This window comes from Streptomyces sp. NBC_00335 (genome assembly GCF_036127095.1).
Lineage (GTDB): Bacteria > Actinomycetota > Actinomycetes > Streptomycetales > Streptomycetaceae > Streptomyces.
On record NZ_CP108006.1, the window covers coordinates 1,383,424 to 1,407,458 of the forward strand.

General features: G+C 73.6%; 23 protein-coding genes and 1 riboswitch. Of the genes, 9 read left to right on the forward strand and 14 right to left on the reverse strand.

Annotation, left to right across the window (positions count from 1 at the left end; translation table 11 throughout):
• Positions 1–126 precede the first annotated feature (126 nt).
• Positions 127–1,017: a bifunctional 5,10-methylenetetrahydrofolate dehydrogenase/5,10-methenyltetrahydrofolate cyclohydrolase gene (locus OHA37_RS06375; RefSeq protein ID WP_266903313.1), complete on the reverse strand. Its 891-nt coding sequence runs from the start codon at positions 1,015–1,017 to the stop codon at positions 127–129.
• A 27-nt stretch (positions 1,018–1,044) separates the two neighbouring features.
• Positions 1,045–1,144, reverse strand: a riboswitch (ZMP/ZTP riboswitch).
• 90 nt (positions 1,145–1,234) lie between these two features.
• Between OHA37_RS06375 and OHA37_RS06380 the strand changes: the two genes are divergently transcribed.
• On the forward strand, positions 1,235–1,996 hold the full coding sequence (locus OHA37_RS06380) for a methyltransferase domain-containing protein (RefSeq protein ID WP_266903315.1): 762 nt from the start codon (positions 1,235–1,237) through the stop codon (positions 1,994–1,996).
• Positions 1,997–2,209: 213 nt separating this feature from the next.
• Positions 2,210–3,781: an RNA polymerase sigma factor gene (locus OHA37_RS06385; protein ID WP_266903317.1), complete on the forward strand. Its 1,572-nt coding sequence runs from the start codon at positions 2,210–2,212 to the stop codon at positions 3,779–3,781.
• An 18-nt stretch (positions 3,782–3,799) separates the two neighbouring features.
• Here the strand turns inward: OHA37_RS06385 and OHA37_RS06390 are convergent, their stop codons facing one another.
• The 5 genes from OHA37_RS06390 to OHA37_RS06410 all read right to left on the reverse strand — a co-directional run bounded on the left by OHA37_RS06390 (position 3,800) and on the right by OHA37_RS06410 (position 9,944).
• The gene (locus OHA37_RS06390) at positions 3,800–5,605 is read right to left on the reverse strand and encodes a vWA domain-containing protein (protein ID WP_266903319.1); all 1,806 of its coding nucleotides are present in this window, start codon (positions 5,603–5,605) and stop codon (positions 3,800–3,802) included.
• Positions 5,602–6,663, reverse strand: a complete 1,062-nt coding sequence (locus OHA37_RS06395) for an ATP-binding protein (RefSeq protein WP_266903321.1) — start codon at positions 6,661–6,663, stop codon at positions 5,602–5,604. Before OHA37_RS06395 ends, OHA37_RS06390 begins: the two co-directional genes overlap by 4 nt.
• A 110-nt stretch (positions 6,664–6,773) precedes the next feature.
• Positions 6,774–7,223, reverse strand: a complete 450-nt coding sequence (locus OHA37_RS06400) for an SRPBCC family protein (RefSeq protein ID WP_266903323.1) — start codon at positions 7,221–7,223, stop codon at positions 6,774–6,776.
• Positions 7,224–7,307: 84 nt separating this feature from the next.
• A complete protein-coding gene (locus tag OHA37_RS06405) occupies positions 7,308–9,389 on the reverse strand; it encodes a phage holin family protein (protein WP_266903325.1) in 2,082 nt (693 codons plus the stop codon).
• A 150-nt stretch (positions 9,390–9,539) separates the two neighbouring features.
• On the reverse strand, positions 9,540–9,944 hold the full coding sequence (locus tag OHA37_RS06410; protein WP_266903327.1) for a hypothetical protein: 405 nt from the start codon (positions 9,942–9,944) through the stop codon (positions 9,540–9,542).
• A 144-nt stretch (positions 9,945–10,088) separates the two neighbouring features.
• Here OHA37_RS06410 and OHA37_RS06415 point away from each other — a divergent pair, with 144 nt between their 5' ends.
• Positions 10,089–10,871 carry an MBL fold metallo-hydrolase gene (locus tag OHA37_RS06415; protein WP_266903329.1) on the forward strand — a complete coding sequence of 261 codons (783 nt, stop codon included), beginning with the start codon at positions 10,089–10,091 and terminating at the stop codon, positions 10,869–10,871.
• 5 nt (positions 10,872–10,876) lie between these two features.
• Positions 10,877–11,506 carry a DedA family protein gene (locus OHA37_RS06420; protein ID WP_266912549.1) on the forward strand — a complete coding sequence of 210 codons (630 nt, stop codon included), beginning with the start codon at positions 10,877–10,879 and terminating at the stop codon, positions 11,504–11,506.
• Between the two features lie 727 nt (positions 11,507–12,233).
• Here OHA37_RS06420 and OHA37_RS06425 read toward each other — a convergent pair.
• From OHA37_RS06425 to OHA37_RS06435, 3 genes are all read right to left on the reverse strand, one after another.
• Positions 12,234–13,346 (reverse strand): MBL fold metallo-hydrolase, encoded by a 1,113-nt coding sequence (locus OHA37_RS06425; protein WP_266903331.1) that lies wholly within the window; start codon positions 13,344–13,346, stop codon positions 12,234–12,236.
• Between the two features lie 55 nt (positions 13,347–13,401).
• Positions 13,402–14,634, reverse strand: a complete 1,233-nt coding sequence (locus OHA37_RS06430) for an aminotransferase class I/II-fold pyridoxal phosphate-dependent enzyme (protein WP_266912551.1) — start codon at positions 14,632–14,634, stop codon at positions 13,402–13,404.
• Between the two features lie 102 nt (positions 14,635–14,736).
• Positions 14,737–15,309, reverse strand: a complete 573-nt coding sequence (locus OHA37_RS06435) for a TIGR03086 family metal-binding protein (RefSeq protein WP_266912553.1) — start codon at positions 15,307–15,309, stop codon at positions 14,737–14,739.
• A gap of 216 nt (positions 15,310–15,525) precedes the next feature.
• On the opposite strand from OHA37_RS06435, the gene OHA37_RS06440 reads away from it, so the two are divergent.
• Positions 15,526–16,380: a class I SAM-dependent methyltransferase gene (locus OHA37_RS06440; protein ID WP_266903333.1), complete on the forward strand. Its 855-nt coding sequence runs from the start codon at positions 15,526–15,528 to the stop codon at positions 16,378–16,380.
• Positions 16,381–16,402: 22 nt separating this feature from the next.
• Here the strand turns inward: OHA37_RS06440 and OHA37_RS06445 are convergent, their stop codons facing one another.
• The gene (locus OHA37_RS06445) at positions 16,403–17,200 is read right to left on the reverse strand and encodes an SGNH/GDSL hydrolase family protein (RefSeq protein WP_266903335.1); all 798 of its coding nucleotides are present in this window, start codon (positions 17,198–17,200) and stop codon (positions 16,403–16,405) included.
• Positions 17,187–17,756 carry a PadR family transcriptional regulator gene (locus OHA37_RS06450; protein ID WP_266903337.1) on the reverse strand — a complete coding sequence of 190 codons (570 nt, stop codon included), beginning with the start codon at positions 17,754–17,756 and terminating at the stop codon, positions 17,187–17,189. Before OHA37_RS06450 ends, OHA37_RS06445 begins: the two co-directional genes overlap by 14 nt.
• Positions 17,757–17,862: 106 nt before the next feature.
• On the opposite strand from OHA37_RS06450, the gene OHA37_RS06455 reads away from it, so the two are divergent.
• The 3 genes from OHA37_RS06455 (at position 17,863) to OHA37_RS06465 (ending at position 19,747) form a co-directional block, all read left to right on the forward strand.
• The gene (locus tag OHA37_RS06455; RefSeq protein WP_266903339.1) at positions 17,863–18,309 is read left to right on the forward strand and encodes a nuclear transport factor 2 family protein; all 447 of its coding nucleotides are present in this window, start codon (positions 17,863–17,865) and stop codon (positions 18,307–18,309) included.
• Between the two features lie 77 nt (positions 18,310–18,386).
• A complete protein-coding gene (locus OHA37_RS06460) occupies positions 18,387–19,184 on the forward strand; it encodes a thymidylate synthase (RefSeq protein WP_266903341.1) in 798 nt (265 codons plus the stop codon).
• Positions 19,185–19,222: 38 nt separating this feature from the next.
• The gene (locus tag OHA37_RS06465) at positions 19,223–19,747 is read left to right on the forward strand and encodes a dihydrofolate reductase (RefSeq protein WP_266912555.1); all 525 of its coding nucleotides are present in this window, start codon (positions 19,223–19,225) and stop codon (positions 19,745–19,747) included.
• 30 nt (positions 19,748–19,777) lie between these two features.
• Here OHA37_RS06465 and OHA37_RS06470 read toward each other — a convergent pair whose 3' ends face one another.
• On the reverse strand, positions 19,778–21,775 hold the full coding sequence (locus OHA37_RS06470; protein ID WP_266903343.1) for a DUF5107 domain-containing protein: 1,998 nt from the start codon (positions 21,773–21,775) through the stop codon (positions 19,778–19,780).
• Between the two features lie 113 nt (positions 21,776–21,888).
• Here OHA37_RS06470 and OHA37_RS06475 point away from each other — a divergent pair, with 113 nt between their 5' ends.
• Positions 21,889–22,440 (forward strand): DinB family protein, encoded by a 552-nt coding sequence (locus tag OHA37_RS06475; protein ID WP_266903345.1) that lies wholly within the window; start codon positions 21,889–21,891, stop codon positions 22,438–22,440.
• A gap of 76 nt (positions 22,441–22,516) precedes the next feature.
• Here the strand turns inward: OHA37_RS06475 and OHA37_RS06480 are convergent, their stop codons facing one another.
• Complete coding sequence (locus tag OHA37_RS06480) at positions 22,517–23,416, reverse strand: arginase family protein (protein WP_266903347.1); 900 nt, start codon at positions 23,414–23,416, stop codon at positions 22,517–22,519.
• Positions 23,417–23,420: 4 nt separating this feature from the next.
• The gene (locus OHA37_RS06485; protein WP_266903349.1) at positions 23,421–24,008 is read right to left on the reverse strand and encodes a GNAT family N-acetyltransferase; all 588 of its coding nucleotides are present in this window, start codon (positions 24,006–24,008) and stop codon (positions 23,421–23,423) included.
• Positions 24,009–24,035: the final 27 nt, after the last annotated feature.

Here is a 24,035-nt window from a genome sequence, read left to right on the forward strand (position 1 = left end):
ACATATTCAGTGGAGCCCGCTCGCGCCGGACCGGGATCGGTCTTTCGGCCCGTTACCGCGGGAAACGCAGCGCCCCGGACCGAAAGGCCCGGGGCGTTCGCCGTACGACAGGGGGTGCGGGACGGGTCAGAGGTCCGCGAGGGCCAGCCCGGCCTGCGCGGCGGCGGCCTGGACGGTCTGCTCCAGCAGCACCGCGATGGTCATCGGGCCGACGCCGCCCGGTACCGGGGTGATCAGCGAGGCGCGGGCGGCGGCGGACTCGAAGTGGACGTCGCCGACGTTGCCCTCGTTGTAGCCGGCGTCCAGGACCACGGCGCCCGGCTTGATGTCCTCGCCGCGGATGAACTCGGCCTTGCCGACGGCGGCGACCAGCACGTCCGCCTGGCGGACGATGGACGGCAGGTCCACCGTGCGGGAGTGGCAGTAGGTGACGGTGGCGTTCTGCTCCAGCAGGAGCATCCCGGCGGGCTTGCCCAGGATCGCGCTGCGGCCGACGACCACGGCGTGCTTGCCGGTCAGGTCCACGTCGTAGGCCTCCAGCAGGCGCATGATGCCGCCGGGGGTGCAGGAGACGAAGCCCGGCAGTCCGAAGCCCATGGCGGCGAAGGAGTGCATCGTGACCCCGTCGACGTCCTTGCCCGGGGCGATGGCCTCGAAGGCGGCGCGCTCGTCGATGTGGTGCGGGACGGGGTGCTGGAGCAGGATGCCGCTGATCTCCGGGTCCTCGGAGAGCGCGGTCAGGGTGGCGACGAGCTCCTCGGTGGTCGTCTCGGCCGGCAGCTCCACGTGGCGGGAGGTGATCCCGGCCTTCGCGCAGCGGTTCTGCTTCATGCGCACGTAGGTGACGGACGCGGGGTCCTCGCCGACCAGCACGGTGGCGAGACAGGGCGCGGTACCGGTGCGCTCGGTGATCTTCGCGGCGTACTCGGCGGTCTGCTCGGAGATGCGGCGGGCGAGGGCGGTGCCGTCCATCAGCGTGGCGGTCTGGGCCGTCTGGGTAGTCGTCTGAGTGGTCATCGGGGCTCCTGGGCGTCGCTACGGGTCGCGGTTCGCCCAGGCGCGCGGCAGTCGACGTACGGGATGCGCAGTACGCCGGGCCGCTCCCCGGTGGTGATCCACCCGAACGCCAGTCACGGCCCGCCGCCCAGTGTAGGCGAACCCGGGCGGGTTCCGGCGTGGGCCCCGGCCCGGCAATCCGGTGGATGGGCGGCGCCGGACCTGGGACGATCGAGACATGACGCGCACTTTCGACCATCTCGTCGCCGAAGCGGAATCCGTCTCCGTGGACGGCTGGGACTTCTCCTGGCTCGACGGCCGCGCCACCGAGCAGCGTCCCTCCTGGGGCTACCAGGGCCTCCTGGCGCGGCGCCTGGCGCAGGTCGACTCCGCCCTGGACATCCAGACCGGCGGCGGGGAGGTGCTCGCCGGAGCCGGGCCCCTGCCCCGGCTGACGGTGGCCACGGAATCCTGGCCGCCGAACATCGACAAGGCGACGAGGCTGCTGCACCCGATCGGCGCGGTCGTGGTCGCGGACTCCGACGAGCCGCCGCTGCCGTTCGGCGACGAGGCCTTCGAGTTCGTCGCCAGCAGGCATCCGGTCACGGTCTGGTGGGAGGAGATCGCGCGGGTGCTCAAGCCCGGTGGTACGTACCTCTCCCAGCAGGTCGGCCCGGCGAGCGTCTTCGAGCTCGTGGAGTACTTCCTGGGGCCGCAGCCGGAGGAGGTCCGACGGGGCCGGCACCCCGACGACGCGGTCGCCGGGGCCGCGAAGGCGGGGCTGGAGGTGGTCGATCTGCGCTCCGAGCGGCTGCGGACGGAGTTCCACGACATCGGAGCCGTGATCTACTTTCTACGGAAGGTGATCTGGATGGTGCCGGGCTTCACGGTCGGGCAGCATCGGGACCGGTTGCGCGAGCTGCACGAACAGATCGAGCACGAAGGCCCGTTCGTCGCGCACACCGCCCGATTTCTCATCGAAGCCCGCAAAACGGGCTGACAAAACGGGCGGACGCGACCACCCGCGACCGGCTCTCCGGTCACGGCGTGGCGCAGGTCACTCAATTCAGCGCGTAACGAATCTACTCGGGCATGCGATGAACCGACAGGTGTCCTCGTGCGGCCCGGAATACAGACCCCCCTCGGGTCTGTTTCCCGAGTTCGCGCGATGATGTCCCGCCACCCCTTATCTGTTCGCAACGAGAGGCTCCTTGTGTCGCTCAGCCCGTCCCGTACGTTCCCCACGGAAATCGCCGAATCCGAGGCCCTGGTCGCGCTTGTCGAGCGCGGCCGCGAGCAGGGTCACATCAACGGTGATGACGTGCGCCAGGCCTTCGAGGCCGGCCGCATCCCGGTGGACCAGTGGAAGCGGGTCCTGCGCAGCCTGAACCAGGTCCTGGACGAGGAGGGCGTCGCGCTGCACGTCAGCGCCGCCCCCGCCACGAAGGCTCCCGCCAAGAAGGCGCGCAAGGCGGCCGCTCCGGCGCGCACCGTCGCCAAGAAGGCCGCTGCCCCGCCGCGCCTCATCGGTGCGCGCAAGACGGCTGCCACCACCCCCGCCGCGGCGATATCCGACCCGTCGGCCTCCGGGACCGAGGAGGAGGTGGCGGCGGAGGCCGCCGCCGCGCCCAAGAAGCGGACGGTCAAGAAGGCCGCCGTCAAGAAGACCGCCGTGAAGAAGACGGCAGCCACGAAGAAGACCGCCAAGGACGGCGACGAGGGCGACGCCCCCGTGGCCGAGGGCGAGGACTGGGCTGCCGAGGACCTGGACGAGGGCGACGAGAAGGAGACGCCCAAGACGGGCGGCAGCGCCGGCTTCGTCCTGTCCGACGACGACGAGGACGACGCCCCGGCCCAGACCGTCATGGTCGCCGGCGCCACCGCCGACCCCGTCAAGGACTACCTCAAGCTCATCGGCAAGGTGCCGCTGCTCAACGCCGAGCAGGAGGTGGAGCTCGCCAAGCGCATCGAGGCCGGACTCTTCTCCGAGTACAAGCTCGAAGAGGAGGAGGACCACAAGCCCGCGTTCAAGCGCGAGCTGGAGATCCTCGTCGAGGACGGCCGCCGGGCCAAGAACCACCTGCTGGAGGCCAACCTCCGCCTCGTGGTCTCCCTCGCCAAGCGCTACACCGGCCGCGGCATGCTCTTCCTGGACCTGATCCAGGAGGGCAACGTCGGTCTGATCCGCGCCGTGGAGAAGTTCGACTACACCAAGGGCTTCAAGTTCTCCACGTACGCCACCTGGTGGATCCGGCAGGCGATCACGCGTGCCATGGCCGACCAGTCGCGCACCATCCGCATCCCCGTCCACATGGTCGAGATCATCAACAAGCTGGCCCGTGTCCAGCGCCAGATGCTCCAGGACCTCGGCCGGGAGCCCACTCCGGAGGAGCTGGGCAAGGAACTCGACATGACCCCCGAGAAGGTCATCGAGGTCCAGAAGTACGGCCGCGAGCCGATCTCGCTGCACACCCCGCTGGGTGAGGAGGGCGACAGCGAGTTCGGTGACCTCATCGAGGACTCCGAGGCGGTCGTGCCGGCCGACGCGGTCTCCTTCACCTTCCTCCAGGAGCAGCTCCAGTCCATCCTGGGCACGCTCTCGGAGCGCGAGGCGGGCGTGGTCTCCATGCGCTACGGCCTCAACGACGGTCAGCCGAAGACCCTCGACGAGATCGGCCGCGTGTACGGGGTCACCCGTGAGCGCATCCGCCAGATCGAGTCGAAGACCATGTCGAAGCTCCGTCACCCGTCGCGCTCGCAGGTGCTGCGCGACTACCTCGACTGAGAAGTCGGGTCACGCCCCTCAGGCCAGTCGGAAGACCGGCCCGCGGGGCGTGAACGGCAGGGAGGCGCCCTGCGGGACCAGGAAGGCGTGCTCGCGCCGGATCCGCAGGGTGTCGGTCCAGCCGTCGGTGATCACCAGGACCGGGGCCCCGGGCGGGAAGTCCTCCGCCCGCAGCAGCAGGTCGATGCCCGGCTGCAGTACGGTCCCGCCCCGGCCGCGCACTTTCACCCGGCCCTGGGCTCGCCCAGAAAGAACAGCCGGGGGCAGATAGCCCGCGTCGTACGGCGCCGCGTCACAGAACACGACGCGGGCGGCCGGCACGTCGCGGGCTTCGGCGTACGAGGCGATGGCGCCGAGCGCCTTGCCGATCAGGGCGGTGTCCATCGACCCCGAGGTGTCGAGGACCACGCCGAAGGTGCAGCGGGCGGTCTCCTCGGGCGGGAAGTACCGGCCCGCGCGCGGGATGTCCGGCGTGGAGGCCTGGCGGCGGGCCGGGCGCGCGAAGCTGCGTACCGGCTCCGGGCGGGGCACGTACTCGTCGAACCAGCGGGCCAGCCGCACGTCCCAGGGCACCGGCGGGTGGGCCAGCGCCCGGATCTCCTCGACCAGCCCGGCGGGCAGCAGCCCGCGCTCCCCGGCCCCGTGCAGGTCGAAGCCCTGGACCAGGCCGCGCCGGTAGAACTCGTCCAGGTCGGTGTACGGGCCGCTCCCCGGGTGCGGCAGCGGCTCGCCCAGGATGTCCCCGCGGCCCTTGCCGCGCAGGGTGGCGAGCCGGCGCATCCGGCGCAGGTCGCCGGTGATCCGGTCGTAGACCTCCTCCACGGACAGGCCCCGCAGCTCCGCGTCGTACAGCAGCCCCTCGGGCATCTCGCCGACGTCCATCTCCACGAGCCAGCCGTTGACGACGTAGTCGGCGGCCACGTTGTGCAGGTACGGGTCGCGCGCGCCGCACCGCTCCCCGTGGCGCAGGGCGGCGTGCAGCATCTCGTGGGCCAGGATGAACCGCCATTCCCCGTCGGTGAAGGTGCGCAGCGGGTTGACGTAGATCTCCCCGGCGCTCGCGCTGACGGCGGCGATGTCGATGCCCTGGGCGCGGGCCAGCTCGGCGTCGGCGACGAGCCGCAGGCCCGCGGCGAGGCCGCCGAGCAGGGGGTAGGAGGACACGAACCAGTTCAGGGCCCGCTCCCACGGCTGCGGCCGGTGGCCCTCGCGGCCGGCGGCCAGGTCCATGGTGGCGGACACGGACCGGGTGAGGGCGTGCGCGAAGCCGGTCTGCCAGTCGGGGACGGCGCTCCAGTGCGACCAGGCCTCCAGGATCTGGTCGGGGGCGCCGGGGGCGCTCGTACCGCAGTCCTCGTAGCGGGGCGGGACGCCGTCCCGGCGCCAGGCGCCGGCGAGCTGCTCCTCGTCGCCGCCCGGGTACGCCTCGGGCAGCCGGTCGGGGGCCAGGCCGACGGGGAAGTTCAGCAGGAAGCGGTTGACGACGACACAGCGGGCCGCGAGGTCGGCGCGGTCGGGCTGAGGCCGGTCCGCCTCCTTGGCGGCGGGTACGTGCCCGAAGCCGAGGTGGAGCAGGCAGTGCGCCAGGGTCCAGGCCCACTCCGCGGGCTCGGCGCGGCGGGTCGGGTGGGCGTGGATCACCCCGTTGGAGGTGACCACGGCGAGCCCGGCGGCGGCGCAGTGCGCGCACTTCGGGCTTCGGCAGTGGGTGGCGGACACGGCGTTCAGCGCGGGGTTCTGCCGGACCGCGGCCCGCCCTGCCTCGTAGGCGAGGGTGGCCGGATCGGGCTTGGGCTCCTTGCCCTGCTTGGCCTTGCTGCTCACCGGCGGGCCTCGACCAGGCGGGGCATGTCGCGGGCGGCTTCGATGAGGAACCAGGCGGGCAGCACGGGCAGGCCGTCGGCGTCGTCGGCGATGACGGTCTGGGCGACCTCGACGGAGATCTCGGCGAGCTGCACGAGCAGGGACTTGGCGCGGTAGGCGGTCTGCCGGACGGCGGGCGAGACGTGCTCCTTGCGGGCCGGGAGCTCCTTGACCAGGCGGCCCCGGAAGGCCTCGGCGAGGTAGTACAGCAGGTCGCGGTCCTCCACGCGGGCGGGCCAGGAGGCATCGCCCTTGATGACCGCCTCGATGCCGAAGGTGTGCCGGACGATCTTGGCGTAGCCGCGGAAGGACACGGCGTGCGCGGGGGTGAGGGTGCCGTGCGCGAGCACGCCGAGCGTCTGCTCGTCCAGGTCCTGGCCGAAGGAGTGCAGGGCGTCGGAGAGCATGTGCCAGGAGCGCGGCGTGGAGAACGGCTCCTCCGTCTTGGGCGGCTGCGACCACAGGTGGTCGGGCCGGTCGGTGAGGTAGTCGGTGACCCACGGGTGGATGCCGTGCTCGCCGGCCCACACCAGCCAGTCCCCGGCGGAGGCGGTCAGGTGGACGTGGGTGAGGCGGTTGACGAGCGCGGAGGCGATGGGGCGGGCCAGGGCGTTGTCGGTGGCCCGGTTGCCCGCGCCGATGACGATGGAGCCCGCGGGCAGCTCGTAGGAGCCGATCCGCCGGTCGAGGATCAGGGAGTAGAAGGCCTTCTGCACGTCCGGGCTCGCGGCGTTGAGCTCGTCGAGGAACAGGCAGTACGGCTCCTCGCGGGCGATGGCCTCGGGTGGGCAGAACACCGAACGCCCGTCACGGATCTGCGGTACGCCGATCAGGTCCTCCGGCGCGAGCTGGGTACCCAGCAGGCTCACGCACTCCAGCCCCAGCGAATCCGCGAACTTCCGCACGAGCGAGGACTTGCCGATGCCGGGCGCCCCCCAGAGGAACACGGGCCGCACGGTGGCGAGCCCGAGGAGCAGTTCGGGGAGCTGGGCGGGGGTGACGGTGACGGCGGCCTGCACGGGCGACAAGTCCTTAGGGGTCCGGGTACGTGGTGTGCCCAGTCTGGGCACACCACGTGTCCCGGAGCACCCGGTTTTCCGGGCCCCCGAGGGCCCTCCGTCCCTTGCCCTCAGGCCGCGGAGTGCTCCAGCAGGTGCTTGAGCTTCTCCTCGCTGCGGGGCATCTCCTTGCGGACCATGGGCTTGACCGCGAGCGGTACGAGCGCCCTGCCCAGGCCGTGGCCCTCGAAGTCGACGGCGATGGTCACGCGCGAACGGGCCCCGCCGTCGAGCGGTTCGATGCGGCCCCGCACGTCCGGCCGGACCGGACCGTCGATGCCGTGGAGGTGCCAGCTCCTCGGCGGGTCCATCTCCAGGAACTCCATGGTCGTGGGGATCCTGCGCCTGCCGATCTGCCGGGTGACGAGGACCTTCGAACCGACGTGGACGGGAAGGTCCCCCATGGGCACCGCGGAGACGGCGCTGTCCTGCCACTCCGGCAGGTGCGTGGGGTCCGTGACGTACGAGTAGACGTCCTCGGGACTGCGGTCTATGTCGATGCTCTTGCTGATCGCGGACATGGCGACCCCTCGGAGCCCCCCTGATGGACTCTGCTTCCAACGTACGCCCCGGCCGGGCGGGCGCGCGATGCTCCGGCCGGAGGCCTACGCCGGGTCCGCGCCCGGGGTGACGGAGATCTCCGGGGGGACCGGGATCTGGGGCCCGTCCGCCTCGGTGAGCCAGCGGCGCAGGACCTCGTGGACCGCCTCCGCGCCCACCAGCTCCCCGTCGGGCCGGAACACCGGCTCGGAGAGCTCCACCGGCCACATCAGGAACGGGTGGCCCTGCTCCCCGCCCAGGCCGCCGTGCGAGCCGATCTGCTCCTCGAAGGCGTGCACCGCGCCCGTCTGCGGGTCGTAGGCCGAGTTCACCATCACGTCGGCCACGTGCGGGAAGCTGTCGGTCCGCCGGACGGCCCGCGCCGCGCCCGGGCCGAAGGGGGCCAGCAGTTCCTCCACCGCGCCCGGCTCGTCCAGCCGGGCTTCGGCCCCATCGGCCGCCAGGACGGTCCCGTCGACGAGCAGGAAGCCGACGCCGGGGTGGTTCGCCAGGGTGGAGAGCAGCGCCGGGTGCGCGCGGTCGATCCGCTCCCTGGAGGCCCGGCCGGGCAGGTCCGGGAAGGAGATCAGCCCGAGGTTGCCCGAGGCCAGTACCACCGGGTCGGGCCCCGCCCCGGGGCGCACCTCCTCGTCGGTCTCCTCCACCGGCCGGTGGAGCGCGGCCAGTACGGCGGCACGCGCCTCGGCGCCGCTGTGGGTGCGGCCGGCCTTCCGGGACACGGGCAGCCCGCAGCCCGCGCGGACCAGGTCCTTCAGGGTGAGCCCGTACCGGGCCAGGAAGGTCTCCCCCGGGCTCTGGCCGTGGTCCGAGAGCAGCACGATCCGGTACTCCCGGGGCGCGTGCTCGGCGACCCGGGCGATGAGCGCGAGGCTGCGGTCGAGCCGCGCGAGCACCTGCTCGGTGTCCCGGGAGCGCGGGCCCGAGTGGTGGGCGACCTCGTCGTAGGCGACCAGGTCGGCGTAGACCGCGGCGCGCCCGGCCAGCATGTCGCCGATCACGGCGGCGACCACGACGTCGCGCTCCACCACCGTCGCGAAGGCCCGGATCAGCGGGTACAGCCCGCCGCGGGCGACCCGTGGCCGGTCCCCGCGCAGGCGGCCGCGTACCGACTGGGTGATCTCGCGGGCCACCTCGGCGACGAAGGAGAGCGCGGTGCGGACCGCGTTGGCCGGGTCGGAGAAGTACGCGAAGTAGCCCGCGCGGGAGCGGTTGTGCGGGCTCCGCCGGGCCGAGACGGACAGGACGAGCGCCAGCTGGCCGGCGCCGCCGCTGAAGAGGTTGCCGCGGCTGGCCCCGTCGAGGGTCAGCAGGCCCCCGTCCCCGGTGCGTTCGACGGCCCGCCGCTGGAGCTCGGCGGCGCTGGTGGGCCGGTTGCAGACCACCACCTCGCCGGTGTCCTTCTCGTACCAGCGGAAGGCCGGGACGTCGAAGTTGGAGCCGTGCAGGATGCCGAGCTGGCTGGCGCCGGTCTGGCTGGACCAGTCGGTGCGCCAGGAGGTGACGCGGTGGGTGCGGTCGAGCCATTCGGCCACCGTCGGCATCAGACCGCTGCCGGCCGCGCGGCGCAGCACCTCGTACCCGACCCCGTCGAGCTGCAGGAACACCGTGGCGGGGGCGCGTTCGTCGGCCCCGGGCATGCCCTCGCGGCGCTGACGGCGCCGGCGGCGGTCGGCGAGCCGGTAGAGCCGGCGCCGGTAGGCCTCGTCGTCCCGGACGGCGAGCGCGGTGGAGGTGGCGGAGGCGACGGCGGACATCACGGCGGCGACCACCACCGCCGTCTCGGGGTCGGCCTCGCCGCGGCCGGCCGGGATCAGGCTGAGCGCGATCAGCAGCAGCGAGCCGTTGAGGAAGAAGACGAGCAGGCCGAGCACCAGGGCCGGCACCAGCAGCAGGGCACGTACGAGGACCGGCCACACCAGCGCGCTCAGCAGACCGAACGCACCGGCTCCGAGGGCGGCCGTCAGGCCTATCTGCGTGATGCTGTCGCGGTCGGCGCCCGCGCCCGCCTGGAGTCTGAAGTCGGGGAGGATTCCGGCCAGGACGAGCATGGTGAGGGTGGACACCGCCCAGACGATGACCACCCGCACCAGGGCGCCGCCCGCAGTCCGCCACCGGCCTCGCAACACGCCGAACCCGCCTCACCACCGTGGCCCGCACCGCGCCGACGGGCCCCCGTCCCCACGGTGTCCAGGCTCGCACAGCGGCGCCCGGCAGGCCGGGTGACACGGGCGGCGGATGTGCGTACGGGGGGCGGGGCGGGGACCGGCGCGTGCGGCCTAGGTGCCGTCGTATCCGGCGGTCGGCATGGAGAGCCGGCGGTGCACCTCGGCCTTCATCGCGGAGGTGTAGTGCGGTTCGTCGAGACCGGCGGTTTCCAGCCGTACGCCGCGCCGTGCGCATTCCGCGGTGAACTCCCCCACGGAGTGCAGCGCGCGCGTCAGCACCCGGTGGTTGGCGGTGACGAACAGGTCGACGCGCCCGGCGTCGATGTCGTTCCACAGCCCGCAGTGGTCGGCGCGCAGCCCGTAGACGAACAGTTGGCGGGTCACCACGTACCCCCGGTCGGCCGCCCAGCGTGCGCACATCGCGTGCTGGCTCCGGGTGTCCACGGCGAAGGGATCCGCGTCCAGATCCTCCAGCGGGGCCAGGCTGGCGATCGCGGCCACGCGCAGCTCATCCATGCCGCCCGACCCTACTCCGATCCGGCGCCGGGGAGGAGGGGGCGTGGAGGGCCGGTTCTCCGGTTCCGGGCGGTTTGGGCGGGCAGCCTTTAGGCTCGGACGGGACCCGGTGGCGAGCGGGACGAGGGAGGGGATCAGGGGCCGGTGGAGATCACTTGGTGGGGCCACGCGACGTGCACGGTCGAGGACTCCGGGGTCCGGCTGCTCACGGACCCGCTCTTCGCACGCCGGCTGGCGCACCTGCGGCGCCGCCGCGGGGCGGTGCCCCCGCCGCAGGCGGCGGTCGCCGACGCGGTGCTCGTCTCGCACCTGCACGCCGATCATCTGCACCTGCCCTCGCTGGCGCGCCTCGCGCGCGGGACCCGGCTGCTGGTGCCGCGCGGGGCGCCGGGCGCGGTGCCGGGGCTGGCACGGATAGCCGGGGTGCGGGGGCTGGCGGTCACGGAGGTGGCGCCGGGCGACACGGTGACCGTGGGGGACGGTGCGGGGGGCGGCGTACGGGTCCGGGCGGTCGGCGCACGGCACGACGGGCGGCGGCTGCCGTTCGGGCCGCGGGTCGCTCCCGCGCTCGGGTACGTGATCGAGGGCTCGTCGCGGACCTACTTCGCCGGGGACACCGGCCTGTTCGACTCGATGGCCGACGAGGTCGGACCGGTGGACGTGGCCCTGCTGCCGGTGGGCGGCTGGGGGCCCTACCTGGGTCCCGGGCACCTGGACGCGGCGGGTGCGGCGCGGGCGCTGGCCCTGCTGGCGCCCGCGGCGGCGGTTCCGGTGCACTGGGGTACGTACTGGCCCATCGGGATGGACATGGTGCGGCCGCACGAGTTCCACGCGCCGGGCGAGGAGTTCTTGCGGTGTGCGCGGCGGGAGGCGCCGAAGGTGACGGTCCGGGTGCCCGCGCACGGTGAGCGGGTGCGGCTGCCGTGAGGGACCTGTCCCTGCCCCTGTCCCGGCTCGCGGAGGCGGCCGCGCAGGTACCGCCGGAATCCACCCAGCAGGCGATCGGCTACCCGACCCTCTTCGTGCTGGTGGCGCTGGGCGCGCTGGTACCGGTGATTCCGACGGGCGCACTGGTCAGTACGGCGGCGGTGGTGGCGTTCCACCAGGACTCCCTGCCCTTCGGGCTGTTGCTGGTGTTCGCGGTGTCCTCGCTGGCCGCCTTCGCCGGGGACCTGGCGCTGTACTGGCTGGGCCGGCGCGGGGTGCACTCGCGGAACGGATCGCGCTGGCTGGAAGCCCTGCGCCGACGGGCGACCCCGGAACGCCTCGCCCAGGCGCAGCGCAAGCTCGACGAGAACGGCGTACTGGTCCTGGTGGTCTCGCGCCTCCTCCCGGGCGGCCGCATCCCGGTGATGCTGGCCTGCCTCCTCGCGGAGCTCCCCCTGCGCCGGTTCGCCCGCGGCGACGGGCCGGCCTGCCTGGCCTGGGCGGCGACTTACGGGCTGATCGGCATCGTGGGCGGCTCCCTTTTCGCGGAGCCCTGGAAGGGGGTGGCGCTGGCGGTGGCCCTCACGGTGCTCATCAGTGCGACCCCGGGCCTCTGGCGCCGCCTCCGCGGCTGACCTGGCCGGTCGTGGAACCCGCCCCGTGCGGCGCCGTTGCCGGGGACCGGTCCCCGGACCCCTGCGCCTCAAACGCCGGCGGGGCTGGGGGTGGCCTCGGTCCGGCCCGGCTGCGGATGGGGGCCGGTGCCGGGGGCGGGGTGGGGTGTCGGCCTGGACTGCATGATTTAGGCGCCCTCTCCTGAACTCCGACAGGGCGCGACATGCACCAGCGCCACAAATCACGCTCTACGTCCAGGCCGACACCCCACCCCGCCCCCGTCCCCGACCCGGGCCGCCACCAGCCGCCCCCGACCGGGCGAATATTTCAGCCCGGCCGCCTTATCCAGCCCGGGCTGCGCAAACCAGCCTCGCCAGCCCAACGCAGCCGTAATCCAGCCTCGCCGGCGTTTGAGGCGTGGGGTCTGGGGCGGAGCCCCAGGGGCTGGGCGCAGCTTGGGAGACCCTTCCGGACCGGGCCGCGCCAATTCAGCCGTCCGGCGTTTGAGGACCGGGGTCTGGGGCCGAGCCCCAGGGGGCTGGGCGCAGGTTGGGAGTCGCTTCCGGAGCGGGGTGCGCCAATTCAGCCGTCCGGCGTTTGAGGACCGGGGTCTGGGGCGGAGCCCCAGGGGGGCCGGGCGCAGCCCGGGGGCCTTTCGTTTTAGCCCGTCCGGCGTTTGAGGACCGGGGCAGGGCCGGCCCTGGGAACGGGGGAAGGGCGGGTCGGGGACTTCGCCCCGCAGGGCCGCTACAGGGATCGGGACGCCCCGACCGGGAGGTCCCACAGGTGCTCCCGGGGCAGCCCGGTACGGGACCACGCGGCCCGCACCCGCTGCAGCGGCTCCATCACCGGCTCCGACGAGAGCACGAAGGTCCCCCAGTGCATCGGCGCCATCCGCCGCGCCCCCAGGTCCAGACAGGCCTGCACGGCCTCCTCCGGATCCGCGTGGACATCGCGGAGCCACCACCGCGGGGCGTACGCCCCGATCGGGAGCAGCGCCAGATCGATTCCGGGGTGCCGCCGCCCGATCTCGCCGAACCAGTGCCCGTAGCCGGTGTCACCCGCGAAGTAGACCTTCTTCGCGGCCCCGGCCCGCCCGTCACCGCCGGAGGCGGCGGCGGCGCTGAGCATCCAGCCGCCCCACAACGTCCGGCACGCGTCCATCAGCGACCGCTTCGACCAGTGGTGCGCCGGCACGAACTCGAACCGTACGCCGCCCAGTTCGGCCGACTCCCACCAGTCGAGTTCGGTGACCCGGGTGAACCCCCGCCGCCGGCACCAACGCGCGAGACCGGCCGGGACGAAGAGCGGCGTCGTGCGCGGGAGCCGTTTGAGGGTGGGGGCGTCGAGGTGGTCGTAGTGGTTGTGGCTGATCACCACGGCGTCGACCGGCGGCAGTTCCTCCCACCGCACCCCGACGGGGGTCATCCGGGCCGGAGTGCCGAGGATCCGCCGGGACCAGACGGGGTCGGTCAGGACGGTCAGTCCGCCGATCCGCAGGATCCAGCTGGCGTGCCCGGCCCAGGTGGCGGACACCGTCCCGGCGGCCACGGCGGGCAGCGGGGCGGGCGCGTACGGCAGGTCCGGGATGCCGCGCAGCCCTTCGGGGCCGGGCCGGAAGGCGCCTTCGCGGGCGAGCCGGGCGAACGCACGCAGCCCCGGCAGCGGGGTGGTCAGACGGTCCGCGAACGAGCGGGGCCACAGCCGGTGTTCGCCGAGGGGCCGCGGCCGGGCGGGCCGGATGCCGGTGCCGGCTGCGGCACCGGCCCGCGTGGCCGCCGGGGGGATGTCCGGGCCGCTCTCGGCGACCGCCTCGGCCTCGGCCCGGGAAGCCGAGGGGGCGTCCGTCTGATCCCTCATCGAGAAGTCTCCGTTCACCGGCGGCATTCGGGGGTTTCCAGTTCCGCGGCGGGCCTCAGTCGGACAGCCCGGCCAGGACCGACCGGAGCCGGGCCAGGGAGTCCCGTACGTGGGGCAGTGCGAGGGGGTCGGCCGCGGTGAGCGCCGCGAGCCGCTCTTCCGGGGTGGCGCCGAGCAGCGGTCCCGTCGACAGCCGGACCCGCGGGGCGACGGGCTCGTCCGCGAACCGCTGCCCGCCGGGCGTCGGCGCGCCGAGCCGTCCGCCCAGCCAGTCCTCGAGTTCCATCGCGTCGCCGACCCCCTGCCGGGCGAGCCCCGAGCGCAGCGGCGTCAGATCGGCGTAGAGGTGGCGGCCGGCCTGCGGGGGCCGGGCCAGCGCCCCGGCGGCCAGCAGTTCCCGGTGCGCGGCCCGGGCCACGGCGCCGTGCAGGGCTGCGGCCGCGGCGGTGCGTCCCGCGACGGCGGCGGGCTCGTCGAGGGCGTGCGCGGCCGCCCCGGCGACGGGGCCGGCGACGAAGCCGCCGGTGGCGGTGAGCACGTCCAGGGTCCGGGCCCGCAGCCAGGCGCCGTGCGGGGTGCCGGGAAAGCGGATGACGGCGGCGGGCCAGCCTGCGGGCAGCAGTGCGCCGGAGAGGTCCAGGAGCACCGCGGTGTCGTCCGGCAGCATCTCGGCCGGGCTGAGCACGACGAGCCTGTCGTGGGAGCCCGGGCGCCCGTGGAACGGCCGGTGGACGGTGTCGCGCCAGGTCTCGTCGCTGACGACGAACAGCCCCGCGGACTCGGCGGCCTCGCAGGCCTCCCGGAGCAGTTCGGGCGGCGGGACGGTCGCGGTCGGGTCGTCGGCCACGGAGAGCAGCAGCACCCGCGGGTCGCCGCCCTCGGCGCGCACCCGGCGCACGGTCTCCAGCAGGGCGTACGGATCGGGTACGCCGCCGCACTCGGCCGGGGTGGGGACGTGGTAGGCCCGCCGTCCCAGCAGCCGGACCTGTGGTGTCCACCAGGCGGGACAGGGCCGGGGCAGCATGACGTCGCCGCCGTACGCGCCGAGCAGCGCCAGCAGCAGGGCGGGCGCCCCGGGTCCGGCGGCCACGTGGTCGGGGTCGGTGGGCAGCCCGCGCCGCCCCCAGTGCCGGGCCGCGGCGGACCGTACGGGCACTCCCCCGCCGACCGGTTCGGGGGCCGAACGCCAGGCGGCCGCCGCAAGGACGGCCGTGAGTTCGGGCAGGACGGGCAGGCCGGGCTGTGGCGGGGGCGGACCGTAGCGGACCGGGCCCCGGCCCTCGGCCATCGTGCGCTGGATCCCCGACACCGCGCGCCACCTCTCCCTGCCGTTCCGCGCTCCCGATCCATGCCTTTATACGGTTATTCGTTCAGGATCGCCCCTTTTACGTCAGCCGCTCCTCCCCAGCAGTGCGAGCAGCCGGGTCTGGGCGCTCGCCCCGGCCGGGATCTCCAGCGGAGCCGCGTACATGCCGCTCGCGGCCAGCCCGTCGACGTAGGGCATGACCTCCTTGATGGAGAACTCGACGAGGCCGTCGGGCAGCCGGTCGTCGCCGCCGATGCCCCGTGCGAGGTCCCAGGTGTGGACGACGCAGTCGGCGGTCAGCTCCGAGCAGTACGCCGACCCGAGCGCGGGCCCGTACGAGAGCCGGACGGTGCGATCCAGCGCCCCGGGGATCTCGAAGGCGGTGTGCGCGGCGGCGGAGGCCTCGTCCCAGGCGGCGGCCGGATCCGTGCCGAGGACGTCTCCGTTGAAGGTGCTGCCGATGTCCTCGACGGTGCGGCCGTCGGTGACCAGGGGCGGTATCCACAGTTGTTCGGCGGTGACGTGGTTGACCAGGTCGCGCACGCTCCATTCGCTGCAGGGCGTCGGCGCGTCCCACTGCGCGTCCGAGACCGCGTGGACGTACTGGCCGAAGAGTCGCAGCGCTTCGGCGTGCCGCTCCAGCAGCGGGTCCGGCATGGATGGCATGGACCTCACCGTCCTTCGTTCCCGAGTCACTGTCCTCGCGGAATCACTGTCCTCGCCCCCACCACGCCCTGCCACCCGCTCACCCAACCTCCTTGGCGCGCAAGGGTGGTGTCCACATGTCAAAACGCATATCTCAGATGCCGAACTGATCCCTTACGGTGAACCCAACGCCTCGACAGCACTTCGACGACGAAGGAGCCAGGTCCCATGAACGCCTCGGAAGCCACTCGCACGGCAGCTGCCACGGAGCCCGCGCACGAAACCGCGGTCTACACGCACGGGCACCACGAGTCGGTGCTGCGCTCGCACCGCTGGCGCACCGCCGAGAACTCGGCCGCGTACCTGATCGGCGAGCTGCGCCCGGGGATGAGCGTCCTGGACGTGGGCTGCGGCCCGGGCACGATCACGGCGGACCTGGCGGAGCTGGTGGGGCCGCAGGGCCGGGTCACGGCGGTGGACGCGGCGCGGGACGTGGTCGACCAGGCCGCCGCTTACGCGAAGGAACGCGGACTGACCGGCATCGAGTTCGCCACGGCCGACGTCCACGCGCTGGACTTCCCCGACGACTCCTTCGACGTGGTCCACGCCCACCAGGTGCTGCAGCACGTGGGCGATCCGGTGCAGGCACTGCGCGAGATGCGCCGGGTGTGCCGGCCGGGCGGGATCGTCGCGGCGCGGGACGCGGACTACGCGGCGATGACCTGGTACCCCGCGACTCCGGGGCTGGAGGAGTGGCTGGACCTGTACCGGCGGGTCGCGCGCGCCAACGGCGGCGAGCCGGACGCCGGACGCCGCCTGCGCGCGTGGGCGCGGGCGGCGGGCTTCACGGACGTGACCTGCACGGCGACCTCCTGGTGCTACGCGACCGAGGAGGAGGCCGCGTGGTGGTCCTCGCTGTGGGCGGACCGTACGACGGCCTCGGCCTACGCCGGGATCGCGATCGGCGGTGGACACGCGACCCGGGCTCAGCTGTCGGCCGTCGCGGACGCCTGGCACACCTGGGGCGCGGAGCCGGACGCCTGGTTCTCGGTGCTGAACGGCGAGATGATCTGCCGCGCCTGACCCCGGCGGGCGTGCCTTCGGTTCAGGCCGCGAGGCGTACGGGGAGCAGTTCGGGCCGCTTGGCCGTACGGCCGTCTCCGGAGGAGCGCCCGCGCAGCCGGCGCCCGATCCAGGGCCCGGCGAAGCCCACGGCCCACCGCAGCTCCCCGGCGACGCCCCGCAGCCCCGCCGGGGCGGCGGGCGGCGGGCCGGGCAGCGGGCGGGTCCAGGCGTCGTCGCTACCGGGCAGCCCCAGGGCGTGCGCGACACCGGCGGCGATCATCGCGTGGCCGGACGGCGCGGCGTGCAGCCGGTCCGCGCTCCACATCCGGGGGTCGGTGGAGGCCTCGTGGCGGGCGAAGTCGGCGACGGCCACCCCGTGCCGCTGCGCCGCCTGCCGTATCCGCTCGTTGAGCGCGGTGACGCGCGGGGCCGCCCCCTTGGCGAGCGGGACGAGCTTGGCGATGTCGGGGAAGGTGACGGTGGCGACGCGGGCGCCCTGCGCGGTCAGCGCCTCGAACATCGCCTCCAGGTGCCCGGCGACCTCGTCGGCGTCGAAGCGGGGCCGCAGCACGTCGTTGACCCCGGCGACCACGGTGGCCAGGTCGGGGCGGAGCGCGAGGGCCGGCCCGAGCTGCCCCTCGCGGACCCCCGCCGCGAGGCGGCCCCGTACGGCCAGGTTGGCGTAGAGCGCGTCGGGCTCGTGGACCGCGATCAGTTCGGCGAGCCGGTCGGCGCACCCGCGCAGCCCGGTGCGGTCGTCCCCGTCGCCCACGCCCTCGCTCTGGCTGTCGCCGAGCGCCACGTACCGGGTCGGCCGTCGCTGCTCACTGCTCTCCACGGGATGCCCGCCTCTCGTTCAGAATGATCGTGGTGCGCTCGTACCAGGCGCGGTTGGCCCGCTCGAACTCCAGGCCGCGCAGGCAGGTGAGGTAGGGGCCGATCCGTGCGCCGTGGCGCAGGAACTCCTCCTCCGTGCGCTCGCCGCGCATCGAGCGGAGCAGCTTCTCGAACAGCTCGGCCTTGGCCGTCGCGAAGGCGGTCCGCTCCGCGAGCTGCGCGATCAGCGCCCCCGTGTCGACGTACTCGGCCGCCTGGACCTTCACGAGCAGGTCGTCGCGGATGACGCAGGGCTTGGTCTCGGCGGCGGTAAAGCGCTCCAGCTCGGCCAGTCCGGCGTCGGTGACCTTGAACAGCCGCTTGTTCGGCCGGGTGTCCTGGACGACCTCGCGGCCCGCGATGAAGCCCTCCCGCTCCAGCCTGGCCAGCTCGGCGTAGAGCTGCTGGGGCAGGGCGTGCCAGAAGTTGGCCACGCCCGTGCCGAAGGACTTGGCCAGCTGGTAGCCGCTCAGCTCCTCGTCGAGCAGCGCCGCCAGTACGGCGTGACGCAAAGCCATCGGTCGGTCTCCTCGGGATCGTGCGCGGCAGCGTCTTCTCAAGGACGCCCGGACCATGATAGTCAAGAAACTGACTAATCACATCGGTGACTATCGAGGAGTTCTCATGAGTACCGACACCAGCACGGCCGACCGCTTCCGTGCCGCCGTCGCCGGCCGTGACCTCGCCGCGCTGGACGCGCTGTTCACCGACGACGTCCGGCTCAACAGCCCGGTGAAGTCGAAGCCGTTCGAGGGCAAGCCGGCGGTACTGGCCCTCTTCCGCGTGCTCCTGCGCACCTTCGAGGGCTTCCACTACGTCGGCCACTTCGACGGCAGCGTCCAGTCCGCCGGTGTCCCGTTCGGGGCGGAGGGAGACGAGGGACCGGCGACCGTACTGCCGTTCCGGACCACCGTGAGCGACCGGCACGTGCACGGCATCGACATGCTGCACCTCACGCCGGAGGGCCTGATCGACGAGATCACCGTGATGATCCGCCCCCAGACGGCGGTCATGGCGGTCGGCGAGGCGGTCCTGGCGGGCCTGATCGCCGACGGCGTGGTGACCGCCTGAGCGACTGACCGGTTGACCGGTTGACCGGCTGACCGGCTGACCGGACCTCCGACGGCAGCCCAGTAGACTCGGTGCCCGTGGCGGATACCCAGTACGAAGACCTGTTGAAGCTGGTGCTCACCTCCGGGACGGCCAAGGCCGACCGGACGGGCACCGGCACCCGGAGTGTCTTCGGGCACCAACTGCGTTACGACCTGTCGCAGGGGTTTCCCCTGGTCACCACGAAGAAGGTGCACCTCAAGTCGATCGTGTACGAGCTGCTGTGGTTCCTGCGCGGCGAGTCGAACGTCGGCTGGCTGCGCGAGCACGGCGTCACGATCTGGGACGAGTGGGCCGACGAGAACGGCGACCTCGGCCCGGTCTACGGCGTCCAGTGGCGCTCCTGGCCCACCCCGGACGGCCGGCACATCGACCAGATCACCGAGGTCCTGGACACGCTGCGCCGCGACCCGGACTCCCGCCGGATGATCGTCTCCGCCTGGAACGTCTCCGAGCTGTCCAAGATGGCGCTCGCACCGTGCCACGCCTTCTTCCAGTTCTACGTGGCCGACGGCAAGCTCTCCTGCCAGCTGTACCAGCGCAGCGCGGACCTGTTCCTCGGCGTGCCGTTCAACATCGCCAGCTACGCCCTGCTCACCCACATGGTGGCGCAGCAGGCCGGCCTGGAGCCGGGCGACTTCATCTGGACCGGCGGTGACTGCCACATCTACGACAACCACGTCGACCAGGTGACCGAGCAGATCTCGCGCACCCCCTTCGAGTTCCCCCAGCTGGAGCTGCACCGGGCCGACTCGCTCTTCGACTACGCCTACGGCGACGTGAAGATGGCCGGCTACGAGCACCACCCGGCCATCAAGGCCCCGGTCGCGGTATGAGCCCCGACACGAACGCCGGCAGCGACGCCGGCACCGGCATGGACGTCGGTCTGGTCTGGGCGCAGAGCTCCGACGGCGTGATCGGCGCGGACAACGGGATTCCCTGGCGGCTGCCCGAGGACATGGCCCACTTCAAGGCCACCACCCTCGGCCATCCGGTGGTGATGGGCCGCAAGACCTGGGATTCGCTGCCGGCGCGGTTCCGTCCGCTGACCGGGCGGCGCAACATCGTGGTCACGCGTGACCCCGAGTGGGCCGCCGAGGGCGCGGAGCGCGCCGGCTCCATCCCCGAGGCCCTGGAACTCGCGGCCGGGCAGGGCGGGCAGGCCGGGCAGCCCCCGTCCGCCGAGCCCGCCACCGCCTGCTGGGTGATCGGCGGCGGAGAGGTCTACCGCGCCGCCATGGCCCACGCCGTGATGCTCTCGGTGACCGAGGTCGACACCAAGGTGATCGGCGACACCCACGCCCCGGAGCTGGATCCGGCGTGGACCGTCGCCGAGGACGCCGGCTGGCAGTCGTCGGTGACGGGCCTGCGCTACCGCATCTGCACCTACACCCGGTAGGCGGGGCCCCGCCTGCCGCTCCCCGCCCGCCTACTCCACCGGCGGGCGCATCCGGAAGTTGTACGCGGCCGGCAGCGGGCGGTCCGTGAGGGTGGCCCAGACCTCCGAGAGGGTCTCCTCGCCCTCGCGGAGGTCGGGCAGTTCGAAGCCCTCCTCGAAGACCCGCCGGGCCGCGCCCACATGACCCTCGGCCGCGAGCAGCCGGGCCGCCGACAGCCGGAAGCGGCCCTCCTCGCGCAGGGCGGGGCGCAGCCGGTCCCACACCGAGCGGGCCTCCGGCAGCAGCCCCGCCGCCAGCAGGGACGCCAGTGCCTCCCGGCCCAGCGCCGATTCGGCGGCCAGCCAGCCCGCGCCGCCCCGGCTCTCCTCGGCCAGGTCATCGAAGGCCTCGGCGTACCAGCGGGCCGCCCGGGCCGGGTCGCCGGCCAGGTCGTCGGCGACCGCCAGGCACCTCAGCAGGGGCCACCGCGAGGGGGCCAGCGCCAGCCCGCGCTCCCAGCTCCGTACCGCCTGGGCGATGTCCCCGGCGTGCCACTGGGCGACCCCGAGGTGGTACTCGGTCAGCGGGTCCGCCGGAGCCGTCTCCAGCATGTCCCGCCAGTGCGGGGCGACCAGGCTCGGGCCGGGCGGCGCCACCCGGCGCGGGGCGGGGAAGACCCCGGTGCGCCACAGCTCCAGCCAGGGGGCCTGGTCCTCGTCGAGGGTGTCCTCCGCGAAGGGGGTGCCGGGCAGTTTGTGGCCGCCGCACAGAACCTCCAGCGCGCCCCAGCCGGAGCCGGCGGCCAGCCGCTCCCCCGGTTCGGTGTCGGCGCACCCGCGCCACGCCTCGTACGCCGCGTCCACGGCCGGCCCGGGCAGCGCGGACTCCAGCGCCGTCCCGGCCGCGGCGCGGGCCGCCGCCCAGTCGTCCCCGTGCACGGCGACGGGGTCCGCGGACAGGGCCCCGTAGGCCTCCAGCCAGCTGAACTCCGCGCCCGCCTCCAGGCGTACGTGTTCCAGCTGGGTCCGGGCGAGCCCGGCCTGGATCTCCGCGTACCCGGCCGTGCCGGGCTCGGTCAGCCACTCCTGCCAGCGCCGGCCGCCCTCGCCCGCGCCCCAGACGAAGAGCTTGCGGCCGCGCAGCCGGGCCGTGGAGGTCTGGACGAGTCCGCGCCCGTCGGCGTCGAGGGAGGCGATCCAGGGCCGGGTTCCGGCCTCGACCTCGTAGAAGAAGTCGGCGGGGTATTCGCTGCGCAGCGGGTACGTACGGTCAGCGCCCTCCCATCCGGGTACGGGGATGCGCCGCAGGGAGCGCTCGTACCCGAAGTGCCAGGCCTCGTCGGCCGGGGCCAGGACGCGGGTGCCGGCCTCCTCGGGCACGGCGATGTTGGACCACCAGTAGACGGGCGCGGGCCGCTCGTGCGGATTGCGCACGCGGACGCCGACGTAGAGGAACTCCGAGTCCTCGGGCAGCCACAGGTCCACCTGGAACGGCAGGTCGCGCAGCCGCTCCCACTCCCAGAGCCGCACCATGACCCCGCCGTCGGGCGCCGGGACGAGCGCGGCGTGCAACGGGGCGCAGGAAAGGGTGGTGTGGCCGGTGGCACCGAGGTTCCACTCGATGCCGCCGGAGAACCAGGCGCCGTTCAGCGCGAAGTTGGCGGGCTGCAACACCGGATTGCGGTAGAGCAGTTCACGTCCGGTGGGGAGGTGGACGAGCGAATGGATCCGGCCGCCGAGGCCCGGCAGGACGGTGACGCGCAGGTGCGCGTTCTCGATGACGATCGTCTCGAAGTCCCGCTCCGTGCGCACCCGTCGATAGCCGTCCCGGATCCGGACGGGCAGCAGCGAGCGCAGCGGCTCGTACCCGATCTGGCGTGCCATGTCGCGCGGCAGGCCCTCGCGTCCGGGGGCACCTCCCAGCGGTGGCTGGGGGAGGTGGTCCAGCGTGTGCACTCCGCCGGACTCGCGGAGGGCCGGCAGCGGGTTCTCGGGGCCCAACGGGGCTGCGGGGAGGGTCAGTACGGAGCGGCGGACGGTGGTGGCCATGAGGGAAATGGAACACGCCACGGGCTCCGGTGCACAGGGATTCGGCGGATCACCACCGGTCAGGATTACGCAAAACCTTCTCTCGCGCGGGCCGGTGTCCGACCATGAAGGGCATGAGCGACGTGATCAGAAGAGGTCAGTTTTTCGACGGGGAAGAGTCCGCGCGCCGGTTCGCGGGACCGACGACGGGCGACGAACGACGGATGCTCGTCGACGTGCTGCGGGCCCAGCGTGCGACGCTCAGGCTCAAGTGCGCCGACCTGGGGCCGGAGTTGGCCGAGCGGGCGGTGCAGCCGTCCACGCTGTCGCTGCTGGGCCTGGTCCGCCATCTCGCGGACGTGGAGCGCCGCTGGTTCCGTCAGGTGCTGGACGGGCAGCAGGTTCCGCTCCGGTTCTGGTCCACGGCCGCCCCCGACGGGGACTTCGACGGCGCGGTGGCCACGCCCGAGGTGATCCGGGAGGCCTGGGAGGCGTGGCGGGCGGAGGCGGAGTTCGCGGAGGCGTTCACGGAGCGGGCGCCGGACCTGGAGGTCTGCGGGAAGGACGCGTGGCGGGGCGAGGTTTCGCTGCGCTGGGTGCTGATCCACATGATCGAGGAATACGCGCGGCACAACGGCCACGCGGACCTGCTGCGCGAAAGCATCGACGGAGCGATAGGGGTCTGAGCGCGCCGCCGCCGCGGCGGCCGGACCGGTCGGCCGGGCCGCCGGGGTGGGACCGGGCCGGTCCGAGCCGCGGGCCCTACGCGAACGCGCCCGCCACCAGGTCCGCGAGCAGGGCCCCGGCGCGCCCGTCGGGATCCAGGTCCGGGTCGTAGATGGTGACGTTGAGTCCCACGCAGCGCGGGGAGCTGATCAACACCCCGAGCAGTTCGGCGAGTTCGTCGGGGATCAGCCCGCCCGCGTCCGGGCTGTCGACGGCCGGCATCACGGACGGGTCCAGTACGTCGGCGTCCAGGTGGACCCAGAACCCGGCGGTGGCCGGGGGCTGCAGTCCCGTCAGGGCGGTACGGGCCACCGGCCCGGCGCCGCGGTCGCGGATCGCCCCCACCGTGGCCGCGAAGATCCCGGCGGCGCGCAGCTCCGGGAGGTCCGGGTCCCCGTCGCGCAGCCCGAAGAGCCGGACGTCCTCGTCGCGCACGTAGGGCCCGAGGCCCTCCAGGTCCGCGAGGTCCGCCTGGCCGCGCCCGGTGGCGAGCGCCAGTTCCTCGCCGCCGGCCGCTCCGACGGGCCCGTTGACGGCCGCGTTGCCGGGGTGGCGGAAGTCGGCGGAGCCGTCGATCGCGGCGATGCCGTACCGCCCGAGGCGCCGCATGGCCAGGGAGGCACCGAGCTGGATGGAGCAGTCGCCGCCGAGGACGACCGGGAACTCCCCGGAGCGCAGGTGGTCCTCGATCCGGTCGGCGAGGGCGACGGTGTACGCGGCGAGGGGCCCGGCGTGGAACACCCCGTCGCCCTCCTTCCAGTCGCCCCGGTCGTAGCGCGGCGGGACGACCACCCCGCCCTCGCGCGCGCCGAGGCGGGCCAGCAGGCCCTGTTCGCGCAGGGCCCCGGCGAGTTTGTACACACCGGGAACGGCGCCCGGGGCCGGGGGTCGGAGCCCGAGGTTGGACGGTGCGTCGAGGAGCACGAGGGTTCGCATGGACTCATCCTGTGCGATGCGGGGCCCCGGGACATGGCATTTCGGACGTGAGCGCCCAGCGTTCGTGGTCCCGCCAGGCGCCGTCGACCTGGAGGAAGTCCGGCGACAGCCCCTCCAGCCGGAAGCCCAGCCCTCGGACGAGGGCGATCGAGGCGGTGTTTCCCGGCTGGATATTGGCCTCCAGCCGGTGCAGTGCGAGCCCGTCCGCGGAGAAGGCCTGCGCCACGGCGAGGCCGAGCGCCTCCCGCATGAGTCCCCGGCCCGCCGCGTGGGCGAACGCCCCGTAGCCGAGCGCGCCGCACCGGAAGGCTCCGAGGACGATGTTGTTGACGTTCACGAAGCCGGCGATGGCGCCCGATTCCCGCTCGCACGCGAGGAATCCGGCTCTGCCCGGGGCGGCGGCCCCCGTCGCGCCGGCGATCAGCGGGGCGGCGTACGCCTCGTAGGCCTCCGCGGTCGCGGGCGGCGACAGCCACGGGTGGTGGAGCTCCCGGCTCTCGCGCACCCGGGCGGTGAACTCGGCCTCGTCAGCGGGCCGGTAGGGCCGCAGCCCGATCCGGCCGCCCTCGGCCAGGTAGGGAGAATTCGGCATCGCCCCAGGCTAGGCGCTGTGACAGGA